A 1,973-nucleotide genomic window follows, 5' to 3' on the forward strand; every position below is an offset into this window, starting at 1 on the left:
CGAGATGAAAAACCCAGTGGAACAACCCGACACCGAGGTCGGACGATCACCCACGCCCATACCCGCATCGCAGCGTCACAACGAAACTCGCAGCTGGCACATCAGCTCATCGGTGCATTCAGGCTTAACCATCGGCAACATGCTCGGAAGATCGTGTTGTCCCGCTGCCCTTCTGAAACTCCCGCCAGCAGTGCCGAGTTGGCTGGAAGGGACGAGCGCTCGCTACTTGGTTGCTGGAGGCTCTGCATGAGCGTCAGCGGCGCGAATGCTGGTTCTGTCGAGTCGTCGCGCCAGCGATACGTTCCGCCAGAATGGTGGTTCGACGGAGGTAGCATCGCGTACCCGCCCTCACCTCGAACGTCGACCCCGACGAGCCAGTTGGTTGGGTTACCGATACGGCCGTCATCGGGATACCGGAAGTACAAGTGTCGACCACCACCACCTGTCAGCGCAGTCAGCGTCTCGGGAACGTCCCCATGGTGGGGCCACGCTTCCCACGACTCGAATCCGCCGTGTCCGCGGTCGATGTCGACCACGAACACACCGGAGTCGACGCCACACGCGACCGCCCAGTTCAGACCGTCATCCTTGTATGCAGCAATCCATCTCGCAACCTTGGACGGATCGTTCGATGCCTCCTTGACGCCGTGTGCAGTACGGGGATGCTTCCCTGGGCTACCGCAAGCGTCTCCTTTGCCGCAGCTGCATTTGCCGCGAACGAGAGCATGGCACGGCATGATCGACCAACCGCGATCGAGGTATTCGTAGGCAGCATCCGTCATCGCGACCACTCCCGTACATCACTGGCAGCCAGCGCATTACGCCCGCTAGAATCGACAACGAGAGGTCTGGTGAGAGGCCGATCAACTGTGTTGTATCCCTTGGGATTGGTCCCGTCCACGCTGCCGCTGGCGGGGCCTTTCTCATGCCCGAGCATGTGCGCCTCCGTTCAGCAGAACGCGTAGCAGGCGAATGGCGGAGGGGTCGGATACGGTCTCAGGAAGTCCTTGCTCCGAGGCGCTCCGAAGTGCGGTTTCGCGAGCACGCTCGGCGAACTCATCGGCGGTCATGCGTTGACGCGCTTGCGGCGGTGCTCAGGCTGCGCCGCGAACGGTTCGAGCGCGCTCGGTGTGAACAGCTCTTCGAGCGGTACACCGAGAATGATCGGCAATTGTTCCCGCAGAGCAGGAATCGGACGAGACCAACCTTTTGCGGCGTTGCCAACCTGGCGGCGGCTGACACCCAGCTCGTCTGCCATGAGGGTGAATGTCCAGCGCTGTTCGCGAAGGATGCGTGCGAGAGGTTGCTCGCCGTAACGGGATTCGGACATGGAGGTGCTCCCTGAATGGTGTTCAGAAAGCTCACTTCCAGTCGCGAGGCCATCTCAATCCACGTTTGTGAGCGCGTGGTGATCCGCTATGCCCCGGTCCGAGAACCGGCTCGCGTTGGAGTCGAGTGATCGACTGCTGTCAACGTTAGACGCTTAGAGCCCGTGATTACAACAGCCGCGCAGCAGTGGCGTCGGCTGGTAAGGGCAACCTTGTCAACAGGTTTCGGTGTTTGCCCTGTCCGTTGCTGACGTGTACAACTGGTGCTGCAGCTGCTCGCTGCATGAAACGAACGAATCCGAGCCGGGTTCGTTCGTGCCTGGTGTCGGGTTTGTTCCCAACCAGGAGATGCACATGACCAAGCGGTATGACACCACCTTCAACATTTCGTTCAGGTTCAACAGCAATGAATCGAGCCGCCTAGCTTCCGCAATCCTTGTTCAGTGGAGTTCGGGCAAGGTTATGCCGTCCTTCGAGAGTCCAAACTTTCTCTCGATGGATCTGCATGACGCGGGGTTTGATCTGCCGCGGGGATTTCGGACACTGGAGATGGTTAAATTCAGGCCGCGTTGTCGTGCTGCCGGTAACTGTAGTGGACATCGTTCGGGGCTTGGTAGTCGAGAGCTGAATGCCTGCGTCGAGGGT

4 protein-coding genes are annotated in these 1,973 nt (G+C 60.0%); 1 reads left to right on the forward strand and 3 read right to left on the reverse strand.

Annotated features, from left to right (window positions below; genetic code table 11):
- Positions 1-101: 101 nt before the first annotated feature.
- From QMK17_RS26180 to QMK17_RS26190, 3 genes are all read right to left on the reverse strand, one after another.
- Positions 102-782 (reverse strand): bifunctional DNA primase/polymerase, encoded by a 681-nt coding sequence (locus QMK17_RS26180; protein ID WP_283512202.1) that lies wholly within the window; start codon positions 780-782, stop codon positions 102-104.
- A gap of 141 nt (positions 783-923) precedes the next feature.
- Positions 924-1,070 carry a hypothetical protein gene (locus QMK17_RS26185; RefSeq protein ID WP_283512203.1) on the reverse strand — a complete coding sequence of 49 codons (147 nt, stop codon included), beginning with the start codon at positions 1,068-1,070 and terminating at the stop codon, positions 924-926.
- On the reverse strand, positions 1,067-1,330 hold the full coding sequence (locus QMK17_RS26190) for a hypothetical protein (RefSeq protein ID WP_283512204.1): 264 nt from the start codon (positions 1,328-1,330) through the stop codon (positions 1,067-1,069). Before QMK17_RS26190 ends, QMK17_RS26185 begins: the two co-directional genes overlap by 4 nt.
- Positions 1,331-1,556: 226 nt before the next feature.
- On the opposite strand from QMK17_RS26190, the gene QMK17_RS26195 reads away from it, so the two are divergent.
- Positions 1,557-1,973 (forward strand): hypothetical protein (locus tag QMK17_RS26195; RefSeq protein WP_283512205.1); only part of this gene is annotated, 417 nt, incomplete at its 3' end.

This window comes from Rhodococcus sp. G-MC3 (genome assembly GCF_030063335.1).
Taxonomy (GTDB): Bacteria; Actinomycetota; Actinomycetes; order Mycobacteriales; family Mycobacteriaceae; genus Rhodococcoides.

Excerpts from the sequence above, each read along its gene's own strand:
- QMK17_RS26180 (WP_283512202.1), bottom strand. The coding sequence starts at position 782 with ATGACGGATGCTGCCTACGAATACCTCGATCGCGGTTGGTCGATCATG.
- QMK17_RS26185 (WP_283512203.1), bottom strand. The coding sequence starts at position 1,070 with ATGACCGCCGATGAGTTCGCCGAGCGTGCTCGCGAAACCGCACTTCGG.
- QMK17_RS26190 (WP_283512204.1), bottom strand. The coding sequence starts at position 1,330 with ATGTCCGAATCCCGTTACGGCGAGCAACCTCTCGCACGCATCCTTCGC.